We start from the raw sequence: 20538 nt of genomic DNA on the forward strand, positions 1-20538 counted from the left end.
CAGACATAAAATCGCCACGGACGCTCTCCCGGCGCAATCCTGCTGGGCCCTCGGCGTTTGGACGGCGGCCCTGGGAATGGAGTCTGCAAAGAAAAAGCCGGCGGATGATCCGCCGGCTTTGGACTGTGTGTGCTTGGGACCGCGACTAACGGCGCGCGCGCCGCCGCAATCCGAATAGGGCCAGCAGGGCCAAGCCAGCAAAGCCAATCGCGCCACCCTTTGCGGAGCGGGCGAGTCGGTTGGCTTGACGGGCCTCTTCCAGTGGGTCGCGCAGCATACGGGCATCGGCCGGGAACTCGTAGGTCCAGATGTGGCGGCCATACAGTGACGCGAAGAGCTTGTTGGGGTTGCCAGGTTGCAGTTTGATCTGGCTCACCGGCGCCTTGGGCAAACCTTCGCCGAGCGGGGCCCAGTTGCTGCCCTGAAGATCGCTGCTGATGAATACGCCAAAGTCCGTGGCGACCAGCAACTGCTGGTCACGCTGCAGGATGTAGTTCACCGGCACCTTGGGCAAATTGCCTTGGATGCTCACAAAGCTTTCGCCGGCGTCGGTGGACATGAAGAGATTGCCGGCATCTACTTGCGGATCTTCTGGGTTTTGGTCGCCAAACACGCCGGGCCCCCGCATTTCCGAGTCGTAGCCATGCAGGCCGATATAGACCGTGAAGGGGTCATCATGGTTGATCTCCACGGCTCCGATGAAACGGTTGGGTAGACCCGCCGCGGTGGCATCGTGCCAGCCGTTAGGAGTTCCGGCCTGCGGCGGCTGACGACCGCCCACATTGGTGGCGATCTTGTTCTGGAAGCCCGTGTCATTGGTGGTGACCCCGCAGTCACCACAGGCGCCCACATAGATGGCATCGCCATGTACGTCGCCGAAACGGGCGGTAAACAGCACTTCGGTGCGTGGGTTCACACCCAGCCTGTATACCTCGTTCCAGGTTCCACTGGTCACGTTGGGGGCATCCAAGGTTTCAAACACTTGGTTGGCCAAGGTAATCATGTGGTTGGAGTCCAGCGGGTCCATGGAGAACCAGTTGGCGAAGTTCACCCGGGCATAGGGTGGGTCGATGAAGGTGGCGCTGGCGCCGCGATCGGTGGTGCGGCGCAGGCCACCGTTCTGGGTTTCCGTGTAAGCAATATCGGAATTGTCCGGGTCCACTTCGGCGTAAAAGCCGTCGGCACCAAAATCCATAAAGGAGAAGCCGGTGTCGGGCTCGATGTGACCGGAGCCGTTGTCCTGAAGGCCAAACCAAACGGTGCCATCTTTGGCCACAGCGTGCCCGTAAGGCAGCAGCGTGTAAAAGCCGTCATTGGCACCGAGGCCCCAGCCTTGTTGGTTCAGCGGGGCGCCAGGCAGGGCGCACTGCCGGTTGACACCGCCGTCATGACCGACGAACAGGCAGACACCGCCGTCGCCAGTGGGCACCCAAACGCCGTCATGCTGGTCGGGATGAACGGTGAGATCTGCCCCCGTGGCTGAGAAGTAGTAGGAAATATTTTGGAAGTCCTGCGGGGACTGAGCCTGCAAGATACCGTTCAAAGGCTGCTCAACAAGGTTTTGGAACAGCTCCTCGAAGCCGTAAACCATCCGTGTAGGAATGCCCAATACCGGTACCGCGCGAGTGGGGTCTGGGCGAACCCACATGTTGAACCAGGCCTGTAGGCCGGGTGGAATCAGAGCCGTGAAGGGGCCTGGTACTGAAGAAAGCTCCAACTGATCGGCCATGCGAATCCAATTACTGCCGAAGTCTGAGCTGACGTAGATACCGTTTGATAGACCGCCTAGGGGCGATTCGGGCAGGATCAGGCTGATCGGAGCGTCGAGAGGATAGCTCTCCCCCTGCAGGAGCTTGGCGTCCTGCACGATGGCGTAAACGTAATCATGGTCCTGCAAGGGGCCACTCGCTACGCCCATTTCAATCCGGCCAATGCGTTCTTGCTCGGCAAAGCCCATACCGGTGAGCGGGTCCACCGTAGGCAGGTCCAGCCGCTCAAAGCTGCCCACTTGGCCGGTTCCGGAGCGGTACAAACCGTTGGAGGGCGATTTCGGGGTGACGCCATCGGGGTAGAACTGGCTCCCGGCACGCCAGCCCACAGCGGCCAAGACCGGGCAGCCGGTATTCCGGCAAACGAAATCGTTCACACCTCCCGGTGCTTTTACCACTACGTCGGAAACCACATTGGCCAGGGCGCAGGGGGTGCTGCGGTCGATATTGCCGGCGCACTCTGGCGTCGTGGGTAAGGCCACATTGGTGAAGCTGCGGCCGGCATCTTCGGAGCGATAGAGGCCCACGCTTGAGGCAATGTACAAAATGTTGGGGTTGCCAGGGTCGGTGGCCGTATTGAACACCAGTACGTCATCCGGGAAGCCCTCAGAGCGGGTCCAGGTGAGGCCCAGATCATTACTCCAGAAAGCGCCGAGGCCGGCGAAAGCACCGGTGCTCATGGTGGAATCACCACCGGCGGAGACGATGGTGCCGCCGCCTGCGGGGGTCCAGATCACGCCGCCATTGGTTTGCGTAGGCAGGTTGTCGCCGATGCTCACCCAGTAATCGCCCAGCGTGCGAACATCGCCATCGCGGGCTTCGCTCATCCAGATGCCGCCGCTGCCGGGGGCAGCAAACAAGCGCTTAGCAACTGGGTCATAGGCCAGTTCGTCCACGCGACCGGCGTATTTGAGTAGGTTGGTGTCTGGCAGTGGAGCGGCGCCCAGGGTTTGTGCCAAGCCGCTGGCAATCAAAGGGCCCACGCCATACTGCTGCCAACGTCCACCCGTGCCTCTCACCAGCGATTTTTGCGCTTCCAGGGCTTGGGTTTGCTCGTAGGCTTTGAGCTTGGCTCCGGGCGGCGGGAAGTTGGCTTCGCCAGCGCGGGCATCAAACCGCTGCATTTTTTCGAGCGGGTTTTCTGCCTCGCCCTCCATTTCATATTCGGAGTAGCTTGCGCCCTCGCAGAGGCGGCCGCCGCCGCTGCAGTCTAGCGTTTGCTGGTGCCAGTAGAGGATGCTGCCAACTACAGACAGCACGCCGAAGCCAGCCAAGCTGGCAATGGATGTTTTCACGGGGGATCTCCATCACGGCGTAATGCCGCGGGTCAAGGTTCTCCCTTAAAGCCTACTTTCAGTGGGCTCATGCTGGCCAGCTATCTAAGCCGCATTAAGCGTCGAAAAATCTTTGTGCTTTAGTCAAAAAAAACCGGCGACACAGGGTCGCCGGTTTGAGAGGAATGACGATGGACGCCGCCGGGGCGGGCGTCATCGACGATTAGGCAGAGCGTCGACGTCCGCCTAGAATCATGAGCACTAGGAGACCCATGAGGCTCAAGGCGCCGCCTTTGGCGGAGCCCAAGGCCCGGGACTGGCGAGCCTGCTCGAGCGGGTCAACGCTCAGACGCGCCTCTGCGGGGAACTCATAGGTCCACACATGGCGGCCGAAAGTCGACGCAAACAGCATGTTGGGGTTGCCCGGCTGCTGCTTGATTTGGGTAACCGGCACGTTGGGTAGACCACTGCCCAGAGGAGCCCAGCTGGAGCCATCCAAATCGCTGCTGATGTAGGCGCCGAAGTCGGTGGCGGCAATGAGCTGCCCATCACGCTGCAAGATGTAGTTCACGGGCACCTTCGGCAGATTGCCTTGAATGCTCACGAAGGTTTCGCCGGCGTCGATGGATTTAAAGATGTTGCCGGCATCTACCTGTGGGTCTTCCGGGTTTTGGTCGCCGAAGGTGTTCGGGCCACGCAAGCCGGAGGAGTAACCATGCAGACCCACGTACACGGTGTTGGGATCGTTGTGGTCAATCTCCAAGGCGCCAATGAAGCGGTTCGGAAGACCGGCAGCACTGGCGTCGTGCCAGCCTTGGGTGGTGCCGGCCTTGGGGGGCTGACGACCGCCCACATTGGTGGCGAGTTTGTTTTGGAAGCCGGTGTCATTACTGGTAACACCACAGTCACCGCAAGCCCCCACGTAAATGGCATCGCCGTGCACATCGCCTACATTGGCGGTGAACAACACTTCGGTGCGTGGGTTCACACCAAGTCGATAGACCTCATTCCAGGTGCCACTGGTCACATTGGGCGCATCCAGGGTTTCGAACACCTGGTTGGCCGTGGTGATCATGTGCTTGGAGTCCAGTGGGTCCATGGAGAACCAGTTGGCGAAGTTCACCCGTGCATAGGGCGGGGCGATGGTCGTTGCACTGGCGCCGCGATTGGTGGTGCGACGCAGGCCGCCGTTCTGTGACTCGGTGTAAGCGATATCGGAGTTGTCCGGGTCGACTTCGGCATAGAAACCGTCAGCGCCAAAATCCATGAAGGACACGCCGGTGTCGGGCTCAATATGGCCGGAGCCATTGTCTTGCAGACCGAACCAAACGGTACCGTCTTTGGCCACAGCCAGGCCGTAGGGCAGCAGGGTGTAGAAGCCATCATTGGCGCCACGTCCCCAGCCGAGCTGGGTGAGGGGCTGGCCTGGCAGAGCGCATTGGCGGTTCACGCCGCCATCATGCCCCACAAACAAGCAAACGCCGCCATCACCGGTAGGAATCCACAAGCCCGCGTGCTGATCCGGGTGCACAGTACGATCAGCGCCGGTGGCCGAGAAGTAGTACGCCATGTTTTGGAAGTCTTGCGGGTTCGCCGCCTGCAGCGTGCCATTCAGCGGCACGTCAACCGGGTTCTGGAAGAGCTCTTCCAGGCCGAAGGCTAAGCGGGTGGGAATGCCAAGGCCAGGAACGGCGCGGGTGGGGTCCGGCTTGATCCATTGGTTGTACCAAGATTGCCCACCCGGTGCGATCAGGGCCGCAAAGGGGCCAGGAATGGTGCCTAGTTCAACTTGATCGGCCATGCGGATCCAGCTGTCGCCAAAATCCGGGCTCATGTACATGCCGTTGATGTTGGTGGAGACCGGCGAGTCACCCAGGATAATGTCCAAGGGCGGATCGAGCGGGTAGCTGCCGCCATTGAGGAGCACCGCATCCTGAACCATCAAGTACACATAGTTATGGTCTTGCAGCGGGCCATTTGCCACGCCCATTTCGATGCGGCCAATTCGGTCTTGTGGGGCAAAGCCTGCGCCGGTAATGGGGTCGACATCCGGTGGGGTGAGCTTTTCAAAGCTGCCGACCGCGCCAGTCTCTGAGCGATACAGCCCATTGTTGGGCGACTGCGGCGTGACGCCATCGGGGTAGGGGCCGTTGCCACCACGCCAGCCCACAGCGGCAATCACGGGGCAACCTGTATTTCGGCAAACAAAGTTATCGACGCCACCCGGAGCTTTGACGATGACATCGGAAACAACATTAGCCAGGTTGCAAGCACTGCTGCGGTCGATATTGCCGGCGCATTCAGGCGTAGTGGGCAAAGCGACATTGCGGAAGCTGCGCCCGGCATCGTCTGAGCGGTACAGCCCCAGGCTGGAGGCGATGTAAAGAATGTTGGGGTTGCCAGGATCGGCTTCGGTATTGAAGACCAAAGCGTCGTCCGGGAAGCCCTTGGAGCGTGTCCAGGTGAGGCCCAGGTCGGTGGTGTAGTACGCGCCGATGCCATGGTAGGCACCGGTGCTCATGACCGAGTCGCCACCTGCACTAATCAGGGTGCCACCGCCGCCAGAGGTCCAGAGAACACCGCCGTTGGCTTGGGAGGGAAGGCTGTCACCCACGCTCACCCAGTAGTCACCAATGGTGCGTACGTCACCATTCACGGCTTCGCTCATCCAGATGCCGCCGGTGCCGGGAGCAGCAAAGAGGCGTTTGTTGGTGGCGTCGTAGGCGAAATCGTCAACCCGGCCGGCGTAGGCCAGCAGGTTGGTGTCGGGCAAGGGGGCCAGCCCGATGGTTTGGGCTAGGCCGCTGGCAATGAGCGGACCCACGCCATATTGCTGCCATTGTCCATCCGCGCCGCGCACGATCGCTTTGGCGGGCTGCAGGGCTTGCTTGGCTTCAAAAGCGTTGCGCAGTGCGCCGGGCGGTGGAAAGTTATGGGCTTTGGCGCGGTCATCAATCAGCGCCATTTTTTCTTCGGGCGTGCGCTCGTCTTGCACCTGTGTGGTGCACAGCCGGCCGCCGCCGCTGCAATCTAAGGGGGATTCAGTTGTGATCAGCCAGGCCGCAGACGCGACCAATGCCGCACTGCCGACCGCGAGGCCGAGTACGGTACGTTGCATGTTGTTCTCCAATCGTTGGCGTAAAGCCAGGTTCCAAGGCGGTGGAGCTTAGCCGCTCTTATTACGGAGGGCTAGGCAGTGCGACATATTTGCTAATGACGCCGCGTTGCAGGCAGCGTGTCGCAGGCGTCGATCGCGAAGCAATATCTAGGCCGATTCTGGTCGAGGCTAAGTGCTACTATTCGACTCTTATATTTGTTGCAAAAAAGTCTGCCTGATGAGCGATTTCGCCAAGGAAGTGTTGCCGATCAATCTCGAAGACGAGATGCGGCGCTCCTACCTGGATTACGCCATGAGCGTAATTGTTGGTCGCGCCCTGCCGGATGTGCGCGATGGACTCAAACCCGTACACCGCCGTGTGCTGTACGCCATGCGCGAGTTGGGCAACGACTACAACAAGGCCTACAAGAAGTCGGCCCGTATCGTGGGTGACGTGATCGGTAAGTACCACCCGCATGGTGACTCTGCGGTGTACGACACCATTGTGCGTATGGCGCAGGATTTCTCCCTGCGTTACATGTTGGTCGACGGCCAAGGTAACTTCGGCTCCGTCGATGGCGACTCTGCCGCAGCGATGCGTTACACCGAAGTGCGCATGAGCAAGCTCGCCCATGAGCTGCTAGCGGACATTGATAAGAGCACGGTTAATTTCATCCCCAACTACGATGAAACCGAGTCCGAACCAGAGGTGCTACCGACGCGGGTGCCGAACCTGTTGGTGAATGGCTCCGCCGGGATTGCGGTGGGCATGGCAACCAACATTCCTCCGCATAATTTGGGTGAGGTGGTCGATGCTCTGCTGTACCTGCAAGCGCATCCGCAGGCCAGCATTGACGAGCTCATGGAATGCCTGCCCGCTCCAGATTTTCCGACGGGTGCCATCATTAATGGCACCTCCGGCATTGTTCAGGCCTACCGCACCGGGCGTGGCCGGGTAAAGCTGCGCGCACGCACCGAAATTGAGGAGCACGCCAACGGGCGCGAATCCATTTTGGTGACGGAGCTGCCTTATCAGGTGAATAAAGCCAAGTTGGTCAAAGACATTGCCACCTTGGCTAAAGACAAGAAGATTGAGGGCATCTCCGAAGTTCGCGATGAGTCCGACAAAGATGGCTACCGAGTCGTTGTCGACCTGAAGCGGGGCGAGAATGCCGAGGTTGTGCTGAATAACCTCTTCCAGCAAACCCAAATGCAAACGGTATTTGGGATCAACATGGTGGCTCTGGACCGGGGTCAGCCGCGGCAGATGAACCTGAAAGACATGCTTGAGGCCTTCCTCATGCACCGTCGCGAGGTTGTCACTCGGCGCACACGGTATTTGCTGGCCAAGGCTCGTGATCGGGCGCATGTTTTGGAGGGTCTCACGGTCGCTCTGGCGAACATCGACCCCATTATCGCTTTGATCAAGCAGTCGCCTAGCCCCGCAGAGGCTAAGGCAGCTCTGTGCGCCCAGCGCTGGGCGCCAGGCTCGGTGATGGACCTGATTGAGCGGGCCCGCGCCCAGGCTGAAGACAACGACCAAGAGCGGATCACCGACGAGGGCTATTTGCTCTCGGAGGTTCAAGCGCAAGCTATTTTGGATTTGCGTCTGCACCGCCTGACCGGCTTAGAGCAAGACAAGATCAAAGAGGAATTCAACGAGCTGCTGGATCAGATCGGTGAGTATCTGGACATCTTGAATCGTCGCGAGCGTTTGTTGGAGGTTATCCACGAAGAGCTGGTCGAGCTTAAAGAGGCCTTTAACGACCCTCGCCGCTCCGAAATTACCGCGGCGGTCGATGACTTTGAAGACGAGGACCTCATTCCGCCTCAGGACATGGTGGTTACCATGTCCCACAAAGGCTATGTTAAAGCGCAGCCTTTAGATGTGTACCAAGCCCAGCGTCGGGGCGGGGTGGGTCGCTCTGCGGCGAAGACCCGCGACGAAGATTTTGTGGATAAGTTTTGGGTCACCCACACGCACCACTGGTTGTTGTGCTTCTCCTCTCTGGGCAAGGTGTACTGGCTGCGGGTATTTAAGCTGCCCACGGGGGGGCGCGACTCCAAGGGGCGCCCCATCGTGAATCTGCTGCCCCTAGCAGACGAAGAGCGAATCACCCAGGTCTTGCCGGTCAAAGACTTTGATGCTGGCGATTTCGTCGTCATGTGCACTCGCTTGGGTACCATCAAGAAGGTGCCTTTGGAGCAGTTCTCCCGGCCGCGGAGTGTGGGGCTGATCGCTTTGGACCTGCGCGTGGACGACGAGCTGGTGTCGGTGGATCTCACCAACGGGGACCGCAACATCATGCTGTTCACCCATGAAGGGCGGGTTGTGCGTTTCCATGAGGCCGCCGTTCGGGCGATGGGACGCACGGCCTTTGGTGTGCGCGGCATTAAACTGGCCGAAGGCGACCGTGTGATTTCGTTGGTGGTGGATCATGGCGAACCCATCCTCACGGTCAGTGAGAACGGCTACGGTAAGCGCACCCCCATTGATGACTACCCGCTGAAGAGCCGCGGTACCATGGGCGTGCTGTCGATGAAGCGTACTGAGCGCACCGGCAAAGTTGTTGCCGCCATTCCTGTGGAAGACGGCGACCATGTGATGCTCATCGCGGCTGCGGGCCAGTTGGTGCGTACCGAAGTCAGCCAAATTTCTACTTTGAGCCGGAATACTCAAGGTGTGCGGCTGATTAACTTGCGGGATACGCACTTGGTGGCAGTGGACCGCATCCGTGCCGAGCTTATTACTGAAGATGATCAGGCAGCTGCAGAGGTGCCGGTCGACACCGCAACTGATACCGAGCAGACCCCCGATAAGGACGAGGACGCATGACACAGCCAATCTACAATTTCAGCGCCGGGCCAGCCATGCTGCCGGCTGCCGTGCTTAAAGAGGTTCAGGAGGAATTGCTGGACTGGCAGGGTAGCCATATGTCGGTGATGGAAATGAGCCATCGCGGCAAGCAATTCATGTCTATTGCAGAACAGGCTGAAGCTGATCTGCGCAGCTTGCTCAAGGTGCCTGACAACTACAAGGTGCTTTTCCTGCAAGGGGGAGCAACCGGCCAGTTTTCCGCTATTCCCATGAACCTCATGCCAGAGGGTGGCTCTGCCGACTATGTGGTGACTGGCTCCTGGGGGAAAAAGGCCATCAAGGAGGCCGGCAAGTACGGCACTGGCCGCTTGGCTGCGCAGGCCGAGGGCGGGTTTACCCATATCCCCGACCCGAGCGCTTGGGATCTCGATGCCAATGCAGCCTATGTGCACATCACTCCAAATGAAACCATTGAGGGTGTGGAGTACCACCAGATTCCAGACGTGGGCGACGTGCCTTTGGTGGGCGATTTCAGCTCCACCTTGATGTCTAGGCCGGTGGATGTGTCGAAGTACGGCGTGATCTATGCGGGCGCACAAAAGAACATCGGCCCTGCCGGGCTTGTGATCCTGATCGTGCGAGAGGATCTTTTGGGGCGGGCGCGCAGCACTTGCCCTAGCGTATTGAACTGGCAGGGCCAGGCCGAGGCCGGCTCCATGCTCAATACCCCTTCCTGCTTCCCTTGGTATGTGGCTGGCAAGGTATTCAGCTGGTTGCTGGACCGCGGTGGTCTGGAATCGATGGCCGAAATCAATCAGCGTAAAGCCGAGGCTTTATACGCGGCGATTGATAACAGCGATTTTTACGCTAACCCCGTCGACCCAGCAGCGCGCAGCTGGATGAATGTGCCCTTCACCTTGGCCGATGCCGAGCTGGATGCCACCTTCCTCAAAGAATCGGCTGATGCGGGCCTGCTCACTCTCAAGGGGCACCGCTCCGTGGGTGGTATGCGCGCCAGCATCTACAACGCCATGCCCGAAGAGGGCGTCAATGCTTTGATCGACTTCATGGCGGACTTCGAGCGCCGTAAGGGCTGAGTCAGAGTCGGATCTCGCGAGGCTCTGCCGGGCTTTCCGGCAGAGCCTTTTTTGTGCCTGCTGGTTTTTCCACAGATGAACGCAGATTTTCGCAGATGGGGTGGGTGAGTCCCCCGGGGGCACTGCGCTCACCATTCCGTACTGCGGTCAAGGACTAGCCAATGTGTTCTGCAGTGACGGGTGGCCCGGAGCCGCTCGCTCCGCCAGACGCCATGCGGTGCAGCGTCGCTAATTGCGAAGCGCCCCCCGCCATAACGCCCCAGTAATCTGCGTTTATCTGCGTAAATCTGTGGCCAAAAACAGCCTTTGGATTAGGCGGAGTGGGTTGTTTCCACAGATGGCCACAGATATTCGCAGATGGGGTCGGTGAGTCCCCATGCGGCGCTGCGCGTGCTGTTCCTTGCTGCGGTCACGGAGCAGGCAATGTGTTCCGCAGTGACGGTTTGCCGTAGACGCCTGTTGACCCAAAGGGCTACCTCGCAGCGTCGGTGCTCGCGAAGAGCCCCCGCCAAAACGCCCCAACAATCTGCGTACATCTGCGCCAATCTGCGGCCAAAACATCCCCAATCCCATCGCTGAACCCGCAGTCGTTTGAGCTTGGCAGTAGGCGCCACCATGAATGCCCCAATAATCCGCGTTTATCTGCGCCAATCTGCGGCCAAAACATGCCCCAATCCCGGCGCTGAACTTAATTTTGGGCACGAGGCTCGCAAGCGCGATGCGGCTGCGTTTCTGGTATCAATGCCTCCCATGAGTACAAGCACACACACATCATCCGACGAAGCGGCCTTGGCCGAGCAGGTTTACATGGTCTTCCCCAATGACCTCAACGCCCACGGCACGGTCTTCGGCGGCCTAATCATGGCGCAGATGGATCGCTACGCTGCCGTATTGGCGGATAGGCATGCGCAAAGCACCTGTGTCACCGCCAGCGTGGATGAGCTTCATTTCATAGAGCCTGCAACCCGGGGCGATATTCTCATTTTTTCCTTGGCGATCAACCGCGCCTGGTCCAGCTCCATGGAGATTGGCGTGAAGGTTGAGGCGCGTGCGCATGACTCTGTGCAGCGGCGACATATCGTGAGTGCCTATTTCACCTTTGTGGCTTTGGATGAGGCCGGAGCTCCGCGCAGGGTCCCACCGCTGCGGCCTGCGGACGGCGCTGCACAACGACGCTATGCCGAGGCCCAACTGCGTCGCGAAAACCGTCTGCGACATGCCTCTGAACTGAAAACGCTGCGTGCACAAACGGCTGCCGACTAATCAGGGGCAGAGCCTCAGTAGGTGACTAAGCCTGCGGGGCAGGGCAGTCACCTGCCCACCGCAGGTGCCGATGGAAGCATGCCCTGGACATAGCAGGTCGTTACTGGCGTTGGCGGCGAGCATTCTCAGGTCAATGAGTTATAGCGCCCATGGAGCTGGGGCAGTCAATATTCTTGAGCCTTTGTCTTGAGCTCTCATGGGTATGGTTTTGGGTTGCAAGGGTTGATTTTCAGGGGGGTTATAGGCCGAATAGAGTCAACACCCACATGCTCTGTGGATATCTGGGACAATCGCAACCCCGAGAGGCCGGGGAGGCGGTCTCCAATGTCATGGTCATTAGTCAGCAGGAAGCGAGCACCACATGTATAAGGTTCTGACACTTAACAATATTTCCACGCTGGGCTTAGAGCGCTTGCCGCGCGATGCCTATGAAGTGGCTTCGGATTTTTCTAAGCCGGATGCCATTTTGTTGCGCTCCTTCAAAATGCACGACATGGAGATTCCATCGTCCCTGCAGGCAGTTGGACGAGCAGGTGCTGGCACCAACAATATTCCTGTAGACAAAATGTCCGGTTTGGGCATTCCGGTGTTCAATGCGCCTGGTGCGAACGCCAATGCAGTAAAGGAGCTAGTGTTGGCTGGCCTGTTTTTGGCCGCTCGCAACATCTGCCAAGCCTACAGCTATGTGCTTGGCCTAGAAGGCTCTGATGCCGAGGTGGAAAAGCAGGTCGAGGCGGGTAAGAAGGCTTATGCGGGGGGCGAGCTGCCCGGCCGAACTCTAGGCGTGATTGGACTTGGTGCTATTGGCATCAAAGTCGCCAATGCAGCCAAAGCTCTGGGCATGAAGGTGGTGGGCTTCGATCCGAGTCTGACGGTGCGCAATGCACTTTTACTAGATGCCGGTGTGGAGCAGGCTGTCTCCGTGGATGATCTGATGTCTCGCTGTGACTTCGTCACGGTGCATGTGCCGCTCATCGATGCCACCAAAAACCTGATCAACGCTGAGCGGATCAAGCTCATGCCCAAAGGGGCCGTGGTGCTTAATTTTGCGCGTGCCGGCGTCGTCGATGAGCCCGCTGTGCTCGCCGCCTTGGATTCAGGCCATTTGGCCAGCTTTGTCACCGACTTCCCAACCAACCAAGGCCGGCATCACGACAAAGTGATTGCCCTGCCGCATCTGGGCGCATCGACCAAAGAGGCCGAAGACAACTGTGCGGTGATGGTGGCCGATCAGCTCCGTGATTATTTGGAAACCGGAAATATCCGCAACTCGGTGAATTTCCCAGAGGCCATTCTTCCGGATGATGGTCAGCACTGGCGGATTGCTGTCGCGAACGCCAACCGGCCCAACATGGTGGGCCAAATTTCCACCATTTTGGGTGAGCATGATTTGAACATTCATGACTTGCTCAACAAATCGCGTGGTGACCTGGCCTACACCTTGGTGGATGTTGATTCTGAGCCTGGCGCCGATGTGATGGCGGCCCTGGGGCAGATTGACGGTGTATTGAAGGTGCGGCTTATTGCGCCGCGGGATGCCGCATGACCAAGCCGACCTCGCTAGACGAGGCGCGGAGTCGGATTGATGTACTCGATGAGCAGCTGCAATCGCTGATTAGCGAACGCGCGGCCATTGCTCAGCAAGTGGCGCGCATCAAGGCTGCGGCGGGTGAGGGCAAAGACTGCTACCGCCCCTCGCGTGAGGCTGAGGTGTTGCGACGGGTGCGTGATCGCAATAGTGGTCCGTTGACTGCCGACGAAATGGTGCGCGTGATGCGTGAAATCATGTCGGCTTGTTTGTCTTTGGAGTCGCCCTTAGAGGTGGCTTATCTGGGACCCGAAGGGACATTCACCCAGGCTGCTGTACTCAAGCACTTTGGTAAGGCCGTGCATCCGCGGCCTTTGGCCGCCATCAATGAGATTTTCCGCGATGTAGAGGCGGGTAACGCCGACTATGGCGTGGTGCCGGTGGAAAACTCCACCGAGGGCGTGGTGAACCACACCCTGGACATGTTCACCACCTCATCTCTTCTGATTTGCGGTGAGGTGAGCTTGCCGGTTCATCACCATCTGCTGTCAGCGGGTGAGGACCTGAGCGCGGTGAAGGAAGTGTTTGCGCACTCGCAGTCTTTTGCGCAGTGTAGGCAATGGCTGGACCGCAAATTGCCACATGCCATCCGAAACATCGTATCCAGTAATGGAGAGGGCGCTCGTTTGGCTGCCGAGCACGGAGTGGGCACTGCCGCCATCGCTGGCAAACCCGCAGCCGAATGCTATGGCTTGAAAATTCTGAACGCCAATATTGAGGACGAGCCGGACAACACCACTCGCTTCCTCGTGATCGGACGTCAGTTGGTGCCACCCACCGGCAACGATATGACGACGATTCTGTTACGTCTGACTTTCGATAATCGTCCAGGCGCCCTGTTTGAGCTCCTGCGGCCGTTTTCTGAAGCGGGCGTCAACCTCACTCGGATTGAGTCTCGGCCCTCGCGTTTGGCGAACTGGGATTACAACTTCTTCATTGACTTGGCAGGCCACGCGGAAGATCCGCCCATTAAGCAGGTGTTGGCAGATATGCAGTCCACGGCAGCCTTTTACAAATTCCTAGGGAGCTACCCCCGCGCAGTAACATGAGCACTATTCAGCAATATGCCCTGCCAGGTGTGCAAACCATGGTGGCCTACGAGGCTGGTAAGCCCGTAGAAGATATCGCCCGCGAATTCGGCCTAAGCCGGATTAGCAAGCTGGCCAGTAACGAAAACCCTTTAGGATGTAGCCCGCGCGCACAGGCGGCCATGGGCCAGGGTGTGGAGTGGGCACGCTATCCGGATGGTGCTGGCTACGCTTTGAAATCCGCTCTGTCGGAGCGCTTTGGAGTGGGCCGCGAGCAGATCACTTTGGGCAACGGCTCTAATGATGTGCTCGAGCTGCTGGCTCGCAGTTTTCTGTGTTCTGGCAGAAACGCCGTGGCCAGCGCACATGCTTTTGCGGTTTACGGCCTGGCCACCAAGGCCTGCAGCGCAGAGCTACGCGAGGTGCCTGCGCTGGCAGCCGACCACCCCCAACAACCTTATGGTCATGATCTGCCAGCCTTTGTGCAGCATGTGGATGACGACACGCGCTTAGTGTTCGTGGCTAACCCGAATAACCCCACGGGGACTTGGGTGGAGGTGCAGCAGATTGAAGATTTGTTGCAGAGCTTGCCTGAGCATTGCTTGCTGGTACTCGATGAGGCGTATCTGGAGTACCAACCCGAACAGGCCCAGCCTCCAGTACAGGAATGGTTGCGTAAGTACCCCAATTTGGTTGTAACCCGCACCTTCTCCAAAGCCTATGGCTTGGCCAGTCTGCGCATTGGTTATGCGTTGTCTTCGCCAGAGGTGGCGGATTTGCTGAACCGGGTGCGCCAGCCCTTCAACAATAATCAGCTGGCCTTGGTGGCCGCTGAAGCCTCGCTGGGCGATGCGGACTTCATCCGTGAGTCGGTGGCCGTCAATGCGCACGGCATGACCCAGCTGCAAGAGGGTTTGGCGAAGCTGGGGCTGCATTGCCTGCCCAGCCGGGCCAACTTCCTCTGCGTAGACATGGGGCAGCCGGGGCGCCCACTGTTTGAAAAGCTATTGCGGGAAGGGGTAATCGTGCGCCCGGTTGGCGGTTACGGATTGCCCAACTTCTTGCGGATTAGCATTGGTACAGAATCTGAAAACGCCCATTGCCTGGAAGCGCTGACGCGTGTGCTGGCGGCTTAGCTTGGAGAGCTGCTGGTGATCAATCGGCTATGCGTTATTGGAGTCGGGCTGATCGGCGGCTCGTTGATTGCTGGCCTGCGGGAACGTGGTTTGGTTCGCGAGGTGGTGGGCTGTGCTCGCCGCGAGGAGACCTTGGCTACCGCCCAGTATCTACAACTCATCGACGCTGGTACGACGAACCCCCTTGAAGCGGTCGCAGGCGCCGATATGGTGGTGATCGCCGTGCCCATGGGGCAATACGCGGCTTTGTTTCAGACTTTGGCGCAGGCGTGGCCCGCGCAAGCCGTAGTGACCGACTGTGGCAGTACCAAAGCCAGTGTGCATGAGGACTTGCGCCAAGCTCTGGGGCAAATTCCAGCCAACTTCGTCGCCGGCCATCCTGTGGCGGGTACGGAGCGGAGTGGGCCCGCGGCGGCCAAGCCTGACCTTTATCGACATCGCCGGGTCATTTTGACCCCGCACGAGCAGGCCCACAGCGCTGCAGTTGACCGCGTGCGCGCGATGTGGGAAGGGGTTGGCGCCAGTGTGGCGCAGATGCAGGATACGCATCATGACGAAGTCTTGGCTCTGACCAGCCATCTGCCCCATGTGATCGCTTATCAGCTCATCGGCACCTTGGCCGCGGTTGCGGATGAGCGTGAAGTCTTTGCTTACGCTGCAGGCGGTTTGCGTGACCTCACCAGAATTGCCTCCAGCGATGCGGGAATGTGGCGCGATATTGTCAGCGCTAACCGGGTGGCTGTGCTCGCCGCACTGGATCGCTACATGGCCGATCTGAAACAGGCTCGACAGGAGCTGGCCAACGGTGACGATGCTGCCCTGGAGCAGCGCTTTGGGCGGGCTAAACAGACCCGCGACCAATGGATACGAACGGCGGAGGCCGATTAACAATGAGCCGACTAGATTGGCGCGTAGAAGCCCCCCGACCTTTGCGTGGTGACATCCGGGTTCCCGGTGATAAGTCCATCTCCCACCGCGCGGTGATGTTCGCCGCCCTGGCTGATGGGGTGTCCGACGTTGAGGGTTTTCTGAACGGCGATGATTGTTTGGCCACCATGCGCGCTGTCGAAGCCCTGGGGGCGGAGGTGGAACATCTGGGGCCAACCCGACTGCGCATTCGCGGTTTGGGCGGTCGGCCGATGCAAACCCCGGCGGCCCCCTTGGATTTGGGGAACTCAGGGACATCCATGCGGCTGTTCTGCGGCCTGTTGGCGGGGCGCGGTGTGGCCGTCACCCTGGAAGGTGACGAGAGCCTCAGTCGGCGCCCTATGCGTCGAGTCCTCAACCCCTTGGCGCAGATGGGAGCGCAAATTGACTCCACCGATGCAGGGACAGCGCCACTGCATATTCATCCCGTCAGCAGCATGCAGGGCATGGAGTACGCGCTACCCATGGCCAGTGCCCAGGTGAAGTCAGCCGTCTTGTTGGCCGGCCTCAGTGCCGAGGGGCAAACCACCACTATTGAACCCGCGCCCACCCGTGATCACACGGAGCGCATGCTGCAGACCTTTGGGGTCGAGGTCAGTATGGACGGGGCAAAGGCTAGTTTGCAGGGCGGGCAGATGCTACATGCCGCGCGTGTGGAGGTGCCCTCTGATCTCAGCTCGGCAGCATTCTTTTTAGTCGCCGCGGCCATTTCCCCGGAGAGCGAATTGATCCTTAGGCAGGTGGGGACAAACCCCACGCGGGACGGCGTTCTGCGCGTACTCAAAGCTATGGGCGCACGCATCGACTATCTGGAACCGCGCCTCGTTGGGGGTGAGCCGGTCGCCGATTTGCGGGTCACTGGTGGAGATTTACAAGGGGTGGAGATCGGCGCCGAGTGGGTGGCTTTAGGCATCGACGAAATTCCTGCCTTGTGTATTGCCGCCGCCGCCGCCAAAGGCACGACGACCATTTCCGGCGCGGAAGAGCTGAAGGTCAAAGAGTCCGACCGGCTGGGTGCCATGGTGCGCGGTTTGCGGGCGCTGGGTGTGTCCGTAGAAGAGCGCCCGGACGGGATGGTGATTGAAGGCCAGGAGCAATGGTCCGGTGGTGATATCGATGCCGATGGCGATCACCGCATTGCGATGGCGTTTGCGGTCGCTGCTCTGCGTGCTACAGCGCCCATTCACATCGCCGACTGCGCCAACGTGAATACGAGTTTTCCGGGCTTTGCCGAATTAGTGCGGCGTCTGGGCTTTGAGTTGACCGAGCAGTGGGCATGAGCCAGCGTTCAGTGGTGTGTATTGACGGGCCTAGCGGCGCCGGCAAGGGCACCTTGGCCCGTGCTCTGGCGCGCGAGTTGGGTTGGGCTTACCTGGACAGCGGCGCTGTTTACAGGGTGTTAGCGCTGCGTGTTATGCGGCGAGGTTTAGCTGACGATGAAGCTGCCGCCGCAGCAACAGATATGCAGCTGCGCTTCGACCTGGACAGCAACGAGGTTTGGCTAGACGGCGAGGCCGTAGCCAGCGAAATCCGCAATGAAGACGTTGGTGGTATTGCCTCGCGTTTGGCGGCCAGGCCCGAGGTGCGCGAGGCCTTGCTGGCGTTTCAGCGCCGTTTCGCCGAGCCAGAGCCTTTGGTGGCGGATGGCCGAGACATGGGAACGGTGGTATTCCCCGAGGCTCCCTGCAAGATCTTTTTGGATGCTAGCGCTGAAGTTCGCGCGCAAAGGCGCTATCTAGAATTGCGGGATGCAGGGAAAGATGCTAACTTTGAGCAGATTTTCCGCGAGATTAGTGCGCGCGATGCCAGAGATCGCGGGCGAGCGACGGCGCCTTTGCAGGCAGCCGGCGACGCCTTGACGCTGGATTGCACACAACTAACCGTGGCGGAGGTCCAAAAGGCTGCACGTGCGCACTTGAGTCGCGCCGGCATTCTTTAAAACCTCTGATTAAGAACATCACGGAAAGTTCTCGCTAGCCGATGGCTGGCGTTTTTTTTCTGTTTTTGGTGTGCCGGCAAGGACGCTAGCACTCATCTTGAACCCACGCGCAGCACGGATGCAGCACGTGACAATTCGCGAATTTTTTTACAACCCACATGACTGAAAGTTTTGCCGAGCTCTTTGAAGAAAGCCTGAAATCTGGCCAGAGCATGCAACCGGGCGACATCGTTGAAGCCCGCGTGATCACCATCAAACCCGACGTGGTGATCGTCGACGCCGGACTCAAATCCGAGGGTGTGATCCCTCTGGAAGAGTTCAAGAACTCCGAAGGCGAGTTAACCATTACCGAAGGCGACGCTGTTGAGGTTGCCCTCGAAGCTCTGGAGGACGGGTTCGGTGAAACGCGTCTGTCCAAAGACAAAGCCGAGCGCATCCGCACTTGGGATCGTCTGGGCACGGCCTTTGAAGCTGGCGAAATTATTACCGGCACCATCAGCGGCAAGGTTAAAGGTGGCTTCACGGTCGACGTCGATCGTATCCGCGCCTTCTTGCCTGGCTCCTTGGTCGACATTCGCCCGGTTCGCGACACCGCTTACCTCGAAGGCAAGCCGCTTGAGTTCAAAGTCATCAAGCTGGACCGCCTGCGTAACAACGTGGTTCTGTCGCGCCGCGAAGTGCTCGAAGCCGAATACAGCCAAGAGCGCGAAATGCTGCTCGAAACCTTGCAAGAGGGTGTGGTGCTGCACGGTGTGGTGAAGAATCTGGTCGACTACGGTGCCTTCGTGGACCTGGGCGGCATTGACGGTCTGCTGCACATCACCGACATGGCCTGGAAGCGGGTCAAAGATCCGGCCGAAGTGGTCGAGGTTGGCCAAGAGCTGGATGTCAAGGTGCTCAAGTTCGATCGCGAGCGTATGCGCGTGAGCTTGGGGCTGAAGCAGCTGGGCGAAGATCCTTGGGTCGAAATCGCACGCCGCTATCCCGAGAACACCCGTTTGTTCGGCAAGGTCACCAACATCACTGACTACGGTTGCTTCGTGGAAATCGAAGACGGTGTTGAAGGTCTGGTTCACGTCTCCGAAATGGATTGGACCAACAAGAACGTCAACCCTGCCAAGGTGGTGCACGTCGGCCAGGAGGTCGAAGTGATGATCCTGGACATCGACGAAGAGCGTCGTCGGATCTCCTTGGGCATGAAGCAATGTGTGCCGAACCCCTGGGAAGAGTTCGCGCAAAACCATGCCAAGGGCGACCGCGTCAAAGGCACCGTCAAGTCCATCACCGATTTCGGTGTGTTCATTGGCTTGGACGGCGGCATCGACGGTCTGGTTCACGCCTCAGACGTGGCCTGGGATCTGGACGGCGAAGACGCTCTGCGTGCCTTCCAGAAGGGCGAAGAAGTCGAAGCTGTGGTTCTCACCATCGAAGCCGGTCGCGAGCGCATCTCCTTGGGTATCAAGCAGATGCAAACCGACCCGCTCACCGCCTACATGGCCGAGCATCCTAAGGGCTCCATCGTCACCGGTAAGGTGACCTCGGTTGAGCAACGTGTGATTCACGTGGAGCTGGCTGAAGGCGTCGAAGGCTTCATCCGGGCCGCTGACATCAAGCGCGAGCGCGTGGAAGATGCCCGTCATGAGGTGAATGAAGGCGACGAAATCGAAGCCCGCTTCATCTCTGTAGATCGCAAGAGCCGTGTACTGGGCTTGTCCATCAAGGCCAAGGAACAATACGAAGAAGATCAAGCCATGCGTGAGTACGGCCGTCAGGACGAAGAGCCTGTTGGTGCGACCACCATGGGTGATCTGCTCAAGCAGATCCGCAGCGCGGACGAATAAACAGCGGCTGTGGCCGGCAGCTTAGGCTGCCGGCGTCTTTATCGGAATTAAGAGATGGATCAGTGCCTTAGCCATTGATTCATACACTCAAGCCGAAGAAATCAAGCTAAACTACAAAGCCCGTTGGTCAGCCAGCGGGCTTTTTCTTTTGTTGGAGAGGGCATGACCAAGTCGGAACTTATCGACAGCCTGTCTTTGCATCATGGCCAGCTGTCCCTGCGCGACGTAGAGCTGGGCGTAAAGATTGTGTTGGACTGTATTAGCGATGCCTTGGCAGACAACGAGCGCATCGAGATTCGCGGCTTCGGCAGTTTCAAGTTGCATGAGCGTCCACCACGCAGCGGACGCAATCCGCGTACCGGTGACTTGGTGGAGATACCCGCGAAACGGGTGCCACACTTCAAGCCGGGTAAGGAACTGCGTGAGCGGGTTGATCAGTCCGCCAAGGCCGAATCATGAATGTCCTCGGGCGTGTGCTATTCATTGCATTGGCCCTGGCAGCGCTGGCTATAGGTGCAACCTTTAGTTACTTCAACCCTCAAGACGTGAGTGTGGATTGGCTGTATTCCCAGGGAAGCGCTCCGCTGGGTTTGCTGCTCCTTGGGGCAATGCTCGCCGGCTTCGTGTTAGCGATGGTGCTACTCATTCCGCTGTGGTGGATGCAGCGCATTCGAGTGCATCGTTTGCAACGGACCGTGCTGCGTCAGTCTGGTGAGCTAGACAGCTTGCGTGGCCTGCAAATCGAGCAGAGCTAACAGGTC

General features: G+C 59.1%; 14 protein-coding genes. 12 read left to right on the forward strand and 2 right to left on the reverse strand.

Annotated features, from left to right (window positions below):
• Nucleotides 1-145 precede the first annotated feature (145 nt).
• Together KI787_08195 and KI787_08200 are read right to left on the reverse strand one after the other, a co-directional pair.
• Nucleotides 146-3064 (reverse strand): hypothetical protein, encoded by a 2919-nt coding sequence (locus tag KI787_08195; GenBank protein ID MBV6629931.1) that lies wholly within the window; start codon nucleotides 3062-3064, stop codon nucleotides 146-148.
• A gap of 202 nt (nucleotides 3065-3266) precedes the next feature.
• A complete protein-coding gene (locus tag KI787_08200) occupies nucleotides 3267-6161 on the reverse strand; it encodes a hypothetical protein (GenBank protein MBV6629932.1) in 2895 nt (964 codons plus the stop codon).
• A gap of 217 nt (nucleotides 6162-6378) precedes the next feature.
• Here KI787_08200 and gyrA point away from each other — a divergent pair, with 217 nt between their 5' ends.
• The 12 genes from gyrA to KI787_08260 all read left to right on the forward strand — a co-directional run bounded on the left by gyrA (nucleotide 6379) and on the right by KI787_08260 (nucleotide 20532).
• Nucleotides 6379-8976, forward strand: a complete 2598-nt coding sequence (gyrA, locus tag KI787_08205; GenBank protein MBV6629933.1) for a DNA gyrase subunit A — start codon at nucleotides 6379-6381, stop codon at nucleotides 8974-8976.
• Complete coding sequence (gene serC / locus KI787_08210) at nucleotides 8973-10055, forward strand: 3-phosphoserine/phosphohydroxythreonine transaminase (GenBank protein ID MBV6629934.1); 1083 nt, start codon at nucleotides 8973-8975, stop codon at nucleotides 10053-10055. Before gyrA ends, serC begins: the two co-directional genes overlap by 4 nt.
• Nucleotides 10056-10805: 750 nt before the next feature.
• Nucleotides 10806-11318: an acyl-CoA thioesterase gene (locus KI787_08215; protein ID MBV6629935.1), complete on the forward strand. Its 513-nt coding sequence runs from the start codon at nucleotides 10806-10808 to the stop codon at nucleotides 11316-11318.
• Nucleotides 11319-11679: 361 nt separating this feature from the next.
• On the forward strand, nucleotides 11680-12864 hold the full coding sequence (locus KI787_08220; protein ID MBV6629936.1) for a phosphoglycerate dehydrogenase: 1185 nt from the start codon (nucleotides 11680-11682) through the stop codon (nucleotides 12862-12864).
• A complete protein-coding gene (gene pheA, locus KI787_08225; protein ID MBV6629937.1) occupies nucleotides 12861-13955 on the forward strand; it encodes a prephenate dehydratase in 1095 nt (364 codons plus the stop codon). The genes KI787_08220 and pheA overlap by 4 nt, the downstream gene beginning before the upstream one ends.
• Nucleotides 13952-15070, forward strand: coding sequence for a histidinol-phosphate transaminase (locus KI787_08230; protein ID MBV6629938.1), 1119 nt, complete (start codon nucleotides 13952-13954; stop codon nucleotides 15068-15070). The genes pheA and KI787_08230 overlap by 4 nt, the downstream gene beginning before the upstream one ends.
• Before the next feature lie 15 nt (nucleotides 15071-15085).
• Nucleotides 15086-15958: a prephenate dehydrogenase/arogenate dehydrogenase family protein gene (locus KI787_08235; GenBank protein MBV6629939.1), complete on the forward strand. Its 873-nt coding sequence runs from the start codon at nucleotides 15086-15088 to the stop codon at nucleotides 15956-15958.
• A gap of 2 nt (nucleotides 15959-15960) precedes the next feature.
• Entirely contained in the window at nucleotides 15961-17277 is a 1317-nt protein-coding gene (gene aroA, locus KI787_08240; protein MBV6629940.1) for a 3-phosphoshikimate 1-carboxyvinyltransferase, read from the forward strand.
• Nucleotides 17274-17936, forward strand: coding sequence for a (d)CMP kinase (cmk, locus tag KI787_08245; GenBank protein MBV6629941.1), 663 nt, complete (start codon nucleotides 17274-17276; stop codon nucleotides 17934-17936). Before aroA ends, cmk begins: the two co-directional genes overlap by 4 nt.
• A 158-nt stretch (nucleotides 17937-18094) precedes the next feature.
• Nucleotides 18095-19777: a 30S ribosomal protein S1 gene (rpsA, locus tag KI787_08250; protein MBV6629942.1), complete on the forward strand. Its 1683-nt coding sequence runs from the start codon at nucleotides 18095-18097 to the stop codon at nucleotides 19775-19777.
• 162 nt (nucleotides 19778-19939) lie between these two features.
• Nucleotides 19940-20236 (forward strand): integration host factor subunit beta, encoded by a 297-nt coding sequence (locus KI787_08255; GenBank protein MBV6629943.1) that lies wholly within the window; start codon nucleotides 19940-19942, stop codon nucleotides 20234-20236.
• The gene (locus tag KI787_08260) at nucleotides 20233-20532 is read left to right on the forward strand and encodes a DUF1049 domain-containing protein (protein MBV6629944.1); all 300 of its coding nucleotides are present in this window, start codon (nucleotides 20233-20235) and stop codon (nucleotides 20530-20532) included. The genes KI787_08255 and KI787_08260 overlap by 4 nt, the downstream gene beginning before the upstream one ends.
• Nucleotides 20533-20538 lie beyond the last annotated feature (6 nt).

This window comes from Oceanococcus sp. HetDA_MAG_MS8, from assembly GCA_019192445.1.
GTDB lineage: Bacteria > Pseudomonadota > Gammaproteobacteria > Nevskiales > Oceanococcaceae > MS8.

Coding starts and splice junctions, on each gene's coding strand:
- KI787_08200 (MBV6629932.1), bottom strand. CDS start 6,161: ATGCAACGTACCGTACTCGGCCTCGCGGTCGGCAGTGCGGCATTGGTC.
- gyrA (MBV6629933.1), top strand. CDS start 6,379: ATGAGCGATTTCGCCAAGGAAGTGTTGCCGATCAATCTCGAAGACGAG.
- serC (MBV6629934.1), top strand. CDS start 8,973: ATGACACAGCCAATCTACAATTTCAGCGCCGGGCCAGCCATGCTGCCG.
- KI787_08215 (MBV6629935.1), top strand. CDS start 10,806: ATGAGTACAAGCACACACACATCATCCGACGAAGCGGCCTTGGCCGAG.
- KI787_08220 (MBV6629936.1), top strand. CDS start 11,680: ATGTATAAGGTTCTGACACTTAACAATATTTCCACGCTGGGCTTAGAG.
- pheA (MBV6629937.1), top strand. CDS start 12,861: ATGACCAAGCCGACCTCGCTAGACGAGGCGCGGAGTCGGATTGATGTA.
- KI787_08230 (MBV6629938.1), top strand. CDS start 13,952: ATGAGCACTATTCAGCAATATGCCCTGCCAGGTGTGCAAACCATGGTG.
- aroA (MBV6629940.1), top strand. CDS start 15,961: ATGAGCCGACTAGATTGGCGCGTAGAAGCCCCCCGACCTTTGCGTGGT.
- cmk (MBV6629941.1), top strand. CDS start 17,274: ATGAGCCAGCGTTCAGTGGTGTGTATTGACGGGCCTAGCGGCGCCGGC.
- rpsA (MBV6629942.1), top strand. CDS start 18,095: ATGACTGAAAGTTTTGCCGAGCTCTTTGAAGAAAGCCTGAAATCTGGC.
- KI787_08255 (MBV6629943.1), top strand. CDS start 19,940: ATGACCAAGTCGGAACTTATCGACAGCCTGTCTTTGCATCATGGCCAG.
- KI787_08260 (MBV6629944.1), top strand. CDS start 20,233: ATGAATGTCCTCGGGCGTGTGCTATTCATTGCATTGGCCCTGGCAGCG.